Here is an 8,382-nt window from a genome sequence, read left to right as displayed (position 1 = left end):
CAGCACCTGTATTTGCGGGGCTGAGACACATCGCATTTAATCAGCTAAAAGCAGAAACAAGCTTTAATAAAGGCATGCCCGCAAAACAGAAAAAAGCTATGCGCAGTACAGATTACCTTGAAAAGGTATTGAAATCATAGCCTTTTTTCATGCTCTTGCCCTGTGTTAAACCCTTTCACAGATGATGATCAGAAAAGTAGAGCTATAATATGGATTTCATACAGGGTGACTGCTCCGTCGTCACGGCTTATTACTTTTGCTTAATTTAATATAATGACTAGGCGTTACAATTATTTTAAATAATAATATACGTGCAGTATTTATACCGTGCTATTTATTTACACTCGTTAGGTTATTAATTTAAGTTTTACATTGAATTAATAATGCTTCTTTTTATATTCTCTTAAATCTTTGATTTTAATTTATTATTTAAATCTTGTATGCGAAAATAGAACAAGATTGAGAATTGTCTCTCAATTCATACTCTAAATTAAGCTAACCCCAAGCTGTATTTATATCCGTATTTCAATTTAATTAAAGTCAGTATTAGCACTCAATATGAATTCATATTCACTAAAGAAAAAAATATTATTATCGGTTGTTCTCGCCCTCGTAATTGTTGTTGTATTATTGTCATGGTATAGCTACTCCACGCAAAAAGCGTTGTTACTGCAAAACAGTGTTGATAGTGTGAGGCAAGCAGGTAAACAGCAAGCCGCGCGTATCGAAGCATGGTTAACCGATCGTCAGCGAGTGATCGCTTCTGTCGCCACTAAAGTCGAAGGTGATACGCTTAATGCATTGCAGCAAGCACAGATATCTGGCGATTTTCAATTAACCTATTTTGGTAACCGCGACGGGCTGATGGTGGACTCTGATCCCAGTATTGACCGCTCAGGTTATGATCCTAGAACACGTCCTTGGTATCAGCAGTCACAACAAGCTCGTAGCAGCATAATTACCAAGCCTTATTTGGATGTGGCCTTTAATCTATTGGTCGTTACCATAGCTCATCCAGTGCGCAATGGTGTGGTTGGCGGTGATGTGTCAATTGCGAGTATTGTCGATAGCGTTAGCAATATGTCTCTACCGGCAAACGGTTATGCCATCATGATGCATGAAGACGGTACTGTGATCGCCTATAAAGACTCAAGTAAATTGATGGGTAAAATTACCAATATTGAGACTAAATTAAGCAGCCGACTAATCGAATCAAGTAGCCAAACAGGCCAACTTACGCCTGTTTATTTTGAAACTGAAGCTCGGGATAAGCTACTTTGGGGGGAAAAAATCCAAAATACAGATTGGCAGCTAGTTTTTGTACTCGACAAACAAACGTTAGAGGCACCATTAGTAAGCTTGATGGTCACCCAGTTAGGACTGGCAACGTTAGCACTGATCATTAGTGTATTATCTATTTCTTGGTTGTTAAGTTTGCTACTAGGGCCACTAAGTCGCGTGTCGCAAGCGTTATCTCGTATTGCTGCAGGCAATGGTGATTTAACTCAGCGTATTACAGTCGACAGCCAAGACGAAGTCGGCATGTTAGCTGATAGCTTTAATAGTTTTGTAAGTAGTCAACATCAGCTGATCAGTCATATTCGTCAACTAGCGACTGATCTAGACTCAGATGCAGAGAAAAGTCTGTTAACCAATCAATCAAGCGTTAATGAACTACAGCGCCAACAGCAAGAAGTTACAATGGTTGCTACCGCAGTTACAGAGATGTCCAGTGCTACTCATGAAATTGCAGCTAACGCTGAAAATACCGCTGCCGCATCCCAGCAGTCGGCGCAAAGCAGTATTCAGGGGAAAAGCTTAGTTGATAAAACCAGAACCACGATTAACTCATTGGCATCAGAAATTGATGAAACCACAGTTGTGATCAGTGAGCTGAGCCTGCATGCACAAGCAATCTCAAGTATTTTAACGACGATTCAGGAGATTGCAGAGCAAACTAATTTACTAGCATTAAATGCTGCGATTGAAGCGGCGCGTGCCGGCGAGCAAGGCCGTGGTTTTGCAGTTGTCGCAGACGAAGTTCGGGTGTTATCACATCGAACTCAAAACTCTACTGCAGAGATTTATACCACGATTGAAACGTTGCAAAATACCACTAAAAAAGCGGTTAGCTTGATGGATAGCAGTAAAAGTTTAGCTAATAATAGTGTTCACGATGTCAACGCCGCAGCACAAGCTTTAGAAGAGATTACTCAAGCAGTGAATGAGATCTCCGATATGGCGGGACAAATTGCCGTTGCAGCCGAGGAGCAAACTCAAGTAACAAATGAGATAACCAGAAACACGGTCGCGATAAAAGATGTCACTGATGAAATCACTTCGTCGGCGATGACTCATTTAAGTCAAGCCAAAATGCTTAAAGATCGCGCAACTGACTTAAACGAAAAAGTTGCTACCTTTATTCTGTAATGTGACATTTTTGCTTTGAGGCTGAATACCAGCTAATCAAAATTGAGTAAGTTTGTATGAGGGGGTTTCTCCCTACAGACTTACTCAATCGTAAATTAAAATATTAACTTGAGAGGGGAGGAGGAAAGGAATTTTAACTGTTTTAAATTATATTCTGTGTCTTTTAAAATGACTTTGACTAATACCATGAGGGAATACTTCAGACTTTATGCATCGAAATTCGAGAGTATCTTTCAGCTGACCAAATAACGAAATACCAGCACCTAATAAAACAGGAATTGTGGTAATTATCATTTCGTCTATCAGATCATCTTTTAGGAAGTTTTGAATTGTCACACCGCCATCTATATATAAATTTTTATAGCCATCATCTTGAAGTTTTGTAGTTAACTCTCGTAAATCACCTTTTACTATAGAAAATTTACCTTCACAGCTTGCTGGCACACTGCTTAGGGTATTACTTAAAACAAATACAGGCTTTGAATATGGCCATTCACATTCTAGCGTTAACACTAATTCAAATGTGTTGCGGCCCATAACTAAGGCATCAATACTTTGCATATGCTTAACAAATCCCATATCTAAATTATTAGGGTTGGGGATTGAATATAACCAATCAATTTCATTATTTTTATCTGCAATGTAGCCATCCAAACTTGTTGCTATAAATGCTAAATTAGCCATAGTTGTCTCTTATGTTGACTCTATATTAATATCAAATATTCTACACTGTAGAATATTTTTGTAAACTTCAATAAATTAGGCAGGGTTATGACGGTTAAAAAAAGAGGCCGGCCGCAAAAAGAATCAAAGGTATTAAGCGGTGAGGAAATAATAAAAACGGCTAAAAAACTGATGTTAACTAGCGGTAAGATACCGAGTATTCGATCTTTGTCGGCAGAGCTTCATGTAGATGCAATGGCAATATATTATTATTTTAAAAATAAAAACGTGCTGTTAGAAGAGCTAACAACATCTCTAATTTTTGAGATGTATATACCTAAGAATGATTTAGAGTGGGAGGTAGAGTTACGAAAGCTCTCAAAAAGCTATGTTGCACTTTTAAGTAAATATGATGGTTTGCTGCAAACATTGTTGTCTATGAATTCTACAAGCCCAGCTAACGTTTTTATTGATAGATTTAAAATAATTACAAAGGATTTAAATCTGGAAGTATCAGCAGAAAAGGCTTCACTAAATTTACTTGCTGATTATTTACATGGTTTTTCTATGTCGATGAGTTGTGATAGTACAGCTCAATTAACAGTTGATGATGTTGATGGATCGCTTGATATTATATTTGCTGGAATCAATGCTTCATTGAGCATGAGTAACCAGTAATTTATTGATAACAGTTTATTTTTGATTGGAGCCCTTTAATTGTTTAACTGCCATAATATTTAGTTAGTAAGTACTTTTACTTGGCGCTTAAAACAGAGGGGCAACGTTTTGATAGCAGATATCAATTCATTTTGATTTTAGCTACAATACGCGCCGATCAATTTATAGGTAATCGTAGTGACTAATACCTCAAGTAATTCAGTACTGGTTTTACGCGCTCAACAAATTAGTGAGTCTCGTCGTGAGTTTAATGCCCGTGGCGGTAAAATGGATCGCTGTGAACGATGCTTAATCGCGAAACATTACTGTATTTGTGACGGTGTGGAGCCGGCTGATAGTAAGGCGGCGGTATGCTTACTTATGTATCACAACGAGAGTTTTAAACCCTCTAATACAGGGCGATTAATTGCTGAAATTATTCCTGATAATCATGCTTTTCGTTGGGACAGGACTGATCCTGACGATAAACTATTAGCCTTATTAAATGACCCGCAATATCAACCTATGGTGATCTTTCCTGCTACAGATGTTGAAGATACCGCACGCGTTATTACTGATGTACAACACCAGTCTAATAAACGTCCCTTGTTTATCTTTTTAGATGGCACATGGCGTGAAGCGAAAAAAATGATCCGCAAAAGCCCGTATTTAGACGAGTTGCCAGTCCTCTCAATTACCGCAGAAAAACTGTCAGATTATCGCTTACGTGTAGCCCCTCACGCACACCAACTTGGCACCGCTGAAGTGGCCATTATGGTTTTAGCACTAGCTGGGGAGGTTGATGCAGCAACTAAGCTTGAACAGCATTTTATGAAGTTTCGCGATGCGTATTTATTAGGTAAGCGCAATAAAGGCAGACCTGAGTAATTTGGTTTCCCCATGTTGTACCTCGAAAAATCGCGATATAAAATCGCTGCTACGGGATGTGCAATATCTCGTAGGCGCGGGTTTACCCCGCGCAATTAGATTAAAGTTCGTTCAGTGATGAATTCACCACCGAGAACACAGAGAAGAAATAAGTGATTTTTTACTTTGGTTTCTCTGTGTAGCGCGAAGCGCCTTTGTGCCCTCAGTGGTAAATAATGGGCTTTATCGCGAGTTAAACTCGCTGCTACCAATATGTAGGCGTGGGTGGTTTACCCCGCGCAAATGAAAAGTGTAAGCTCGGGGTAAAATTAGCCGCGAAACAACTCCTGTCGCGATATAAAATCGCTGCTACAAATTTGTAATATCTTGTAGGCGCGGGTTTACCGCGCGTAAATGCAAAGTGTAAATACGGGATAAAATTCAGCCTCGAAACAACCTCTGTCGCGATATAAAATCGCTGCTACGAATGGGCAGTATTTTGTAGGCGCGGGTTTACCGCGCGTAAATGCAAAGTGTAAATACCGGATAAAATTCAGCCTCGAAACAACCTCTGTCGCGATATAAAATCGCTGCTACGAATGGGCAATATCTTGTTGGCGTGGGTTTTCAGCGTAACATGTAATAAAAAAGCGCGCTGTAACTTAATACACCGCGCTTTTTTAAACTTAAAACTTACAGCTTATAACTTAAAGCTCAGCTCTCAAATCAATGTGATACCACAATTAAGCGAATGGCATCTAGTTGCAGCTGGGCTTTGCCAATATAAGTTGTTAGTTCAGTGCGTTGCTTGTCGTAGAAGGTAAGCTCTTCTTCACGAATATTTGGGTTTATCTGTTTTAAAGCAGCTAAACGCGCCTGCTCTTCACTGAGCGATTGTTGCATTTGCTCAAGCGCCGCAGTGCGAATGACTTCTAACTTAGTTTGCGCCATTTCTTGTGCTGTTTTAAGCATTGGGTGAATCGCACTTTGTAGTGCTCCAGCAAGTTTACTGGCTGTTTGACGGCCTACCGCAGAAAGCTGCTGATTAAAGCCATCAAAACCTACATTATCGCCTAGGTTATTACTGGCTTTGTCGAGCAAAATACGAATCGGCGTCGGCGGTAAAAAGCGGCCAACTTGCAGCGCTTTTGGTGCCATGGCTGCTGCTACGTAAATTAGCTCAACAAAAAAGGTGCCTGGTGGTAATTTTTTGTTTTTAAGTAATGCGACTGACGCAGTACCAAAGTCATCATCACAGATCATGTCTAAGGTGCCTTGCACCATAGGGTGATCCCAGCTGATGAAATGCACATCTTCTTGTGCCAGTGCTGTGTCACGGTCAAATGTGACTGTCATGCCGTCATCTTTTAAACTTGGGAATGACGGATTTAGCATATGCTCAGTTGGCTTTAAGATAATAGTATTTTCACCTTTGTCTTCTTGGCTAACGCCAAAGGTATCAAACACGTTGATCATATAACTTGGTAGTTCAAACTGGTTGTCTAGTTTTTCAATATCAACAACCAGCGAGTCTGCTGCACCTTGGCCTGATGAGTGTAACTCAAGCAAACGGTCACGCCCGCTTTCCATTTGTTTACGCAGGACTGCGTTTTGACCGGCTACTTGCTCTAGTAATGGCTCTAGCTCGTCTTCATCACAGTTATGGGCGGCAATAAACTCAAGTAGCTCATCTTTAAACTCTTTATACAAAAGTTGTCCGGTGCTTGAGGTGGTTTCAAAGGCATCTAAGCCTTCGTTATACCAACGCAGTAATACTTCTTGTGCGCTGTTTTCAAAGTACGGTACATGGATGTTGATATCTTGAGTTTGGCCAATACGGTCAAGGCGACCAATACGTTGCTCAAGTAAATCTGGGTTCAGTGGTAAATCAAATAACACTAAGTGATGAGCAAATTGGAAGTTACGACCTTCTGAACCAATTTCAGAGCACAATAATATTTGTGCATTGTCGTATTCATCAGCAAAGAATGCGGCGGCGCGATCTCGCTCAATAATTGTCATGCCTTCATGGAACACTGAGGCTTTAATCGCTTCGCGTTCACGCAGGATTTGCTCAAGGCTGATAGCGGTTTCGGCTTTAGCACAAATAAGCAGGACTTTTTCGCGTTTAAGGGTTTTTAGGGTGTCGATCAACCATTCTACGCGAGGATCAAATTGTCCCCAGCTAGCGCTTTCGCCTTCAAACTCTTGGAATATTTTTTCAGGGAATAGGGCGCGTTGCGCGCTAAGCTCTGCATTTTTAATGCCGCTCATATTGCCCAATACTGAAATTGCCGTTTTATATTGTTTCGGCATCGCCATCGGGTAGGCGTGTAGTTTGCGACTAGGGTAGCCGTCAATGCCGCTACGGCTATTTCTAAACAAAATACGGCCTGTGCCATGGCGATCTAATAACATCGCCAAAATCTCTTTACGGGCCGCTGCATCGCCATTTTGCGCTTGTTCAAGCACCTTACTGATGTCGGTTTCTTTTAACAGCTCAATTAGCGTGGCTTTGGCGTTGTCATCAAGGGCTTGCTGTTGTAATAATTGATTAGCAGCCTCTGCCACATGCTTATAGTTACTTTCTTCAGCAACAAAGGCATCGTAGTCATAAAAGCGATCAGGATCGAGTAACTGTAGGCGCGCAAAGTGGCTGCGGTGACCAAGTTGATCCGGTGTTGCTGTTAATAGTATCAGCCCTGGAATATCTTGGCTAAGCTCAGCCATACGTTGATATTCAGTGCTTGGTTTACCGTTGGTAATACTTAAATGATGCGCTTCATCAACAATCAGTAAATCCCAATCAGCCATTGTTGCTTGTTCAAACCAGCGTTTTTTCTTGGTTAAAAACTCAAGGCTAGTTAGTACTAACTGTTCAGTGTCGAATACATTTGGTGAGTCGGCAAATGCTTCATCGCAACGCTCTTCATCAAAAATTGAAAAGTGTAAATTAAAGCGACGCAGCATTTCAACTAACCACTGATGCTGCAAGTTCTCCGGCACTACGATGAGCACTCGGCTTGCGCGACCACTGATAATTTGTTGATGTAAAATCATCCCTGCTTCAATGGTTTTACCAAGGCCTACTTCATCAGACAATAATACTCGAGGAGCAAACCGTTTACCGACCTCTTGTGCAATATAAAGCTGATGCGGAATTAAGCTTGCGCGCTGACCAATCAAACCCTTAATAGGTGATTGTTGGCGTTCAAACTGGTGTTGCCATGTTTGATAGCGCAATGTATAGCGATCAAAACGGTCAACTTGACCGGCAAATAAGCGGTCTTGTGGTTTATTAAATTTGATGAAGTGATCTAAAAACGTTTCTTTTAATTGTGCTTTTTCACCGTTATCAATACGAGTGCCGTGATAACAAAGTAAATCACCGATAGGTTCAATTGACTCGACTTCAAGTTCCCATTCTTCAACGCTTTTGATCACATCACCAGGATTAAATGCCACACGGGTAACCGGTGCTTCTAGCATTGAGTAAACACGGTTTTCGCCACTGGCGGGAAATAAAATGCTGACCTGACGGCCCTCAAGGGCAACCACTGTGCCTAATCCTAAATCTGACTCTGTATCACTGATCCAACGCTGACCTAAGGAAAAATTCATGTATGTCTCGTCTATGAAGAAAAAGGCGGCTATGTTACCTGTTACCTAACACCACTGCAAGGCACGAACCAGCTGACTTTTAATTAATTTAATAACTGTGAATTATTCCTATTAAAGCTGCTGCAATAAGGATTAATTCAAAAC

The 8,382-nt window shown here is 40.8% G+C and carries 5 protein-coding genes; 3 read left to right on the top strand and 2 right to left on the bottom strand.

The genetic code is table 11. The features are described 5' to 3' along the window. The first annotated feature begins 558 nt into the window (after positions 1 to 558). Positions 559 to 2,430, top strand: coding sequence for a methyl-accepting chemotaxis protein (locus H5203_RS07780; RefSeq protein ID WP_182734547.1), 1,872 nt, complete (start codon positions 559 to 561; stop codon positions 2,428 to 2,430). Positions 2,431 to 2,577: 147 nt separating this feature from the next. On the opposite strand, the gene H5203_RS07775 is transcribed toward H5203_RS07780, so the two are convergent. Then, a complete protein-coding gene (locus tag H5203_RS07775) occupies positions 2,578 to 3,114 on the bottom strand; it encodes a dihydrofolate reductase family protein (RefSeq protein ID WP_182731324.1) in 537 nt (178 codons plus the stop codon). Between the two features lie 87 nt (positions 3,115 to 3,201). On the opposite strand from H5203_RS07775, the gene H5203_RS07770 reads away from it, so the two are divergent. Both H5203_RS07770 and H5203_RS07765 read left to right on the top strand, forming a co-directional pair. Then, positions 3,202 to 3,771, top strand: a complete 570-nt coding sequence (locus H5203_RS07770) for a TetR/AcrR family transcriptional regulator (RefSeq protein WP_145234818.1) — start codon at positions 3,202 to 3,204, stop codon at positions 3,769 to 3,771. Positions 3,772 to 3,948: 177 nt separating this feature from the next. After that, positions 3,949 to 4,638 carry a tRNA-uridine aminocarboxypropyltransferase gene (locus H5203_RS07765; protein WP_145234820.1) on the top strand — a complete coding sequence of 230 codons (690 nt, stop codon included), beginning with the start codon at positions 3,949 to 3,951 and terminating at the stop codon, positions 4,636 to 4,638. A 705-nt stretch (positions 4,639 to 5,343) separates the two neighbouring features. Here the strand turns inward: H5203_RS07765 and rapA are convergent. Continuing rightward, the gene (rapA, locus tag H5203_RS07760; RefSeq protein WP_182778366.1) at positions 5,344 to 8,238 is read right to left on the bottom strand and encodes an RNA polymerase-associated protein RapA; all 2,895 of its coding nucleotides are present in this window, start codon (positions 8,236 to 8,238) and stop codon (positions 5,344 to 5,346) included. Positions 8,239 to 8,382: the final 144 nt, after the last annotated feature.

Source organism: Pseudoalteromonas sp. SG41-1, from assembly GCF_014164575.1.
GTDB lineage: Bacteria > Pseudomonadota > Gammaproteobacteria > Enterobacterales > Alteromonadaceae > Pseudoalteromonas > Pseudoalteromonas rhizosphaerae.
The sequence above is the reverse complement of the archived record's forward strand: the minus strand, read 5'-3'. Positions and strand labels throughout refer to the sequence as shown.

Bases quoted from the DNA above. Each gene is read 5' to 3' on its own strand.
- H5203_RS07780 (WP_182734547.1), top strand. From the start codon at position 559: ATGAATTCATATTCACTAAAGAAAAAAATATTATTATCGGTTGTTCTC.
- H5203_RS07775 (WP_182731324.1), bottom strand. From the start codon at position 3,114: ATGGCTAATTTAGCATTTATAGCAACAAGTTTGGATGGCTACATTGCA.
- H5203_RS07770 (WP_145234818.1), top strand. From the start codon at position 3,202: ATGACGGTTAAAAAAAGAGGCCGGCCGCAAAAAGAATCAAAGGTATTA.
- rapA (WP_182778366.1), bottom strand. From the start codon at position 8,238: ATGAATTTTTCCTTAGGTCAGCGTTGGATCAGTGATACAGAGTCAGAT.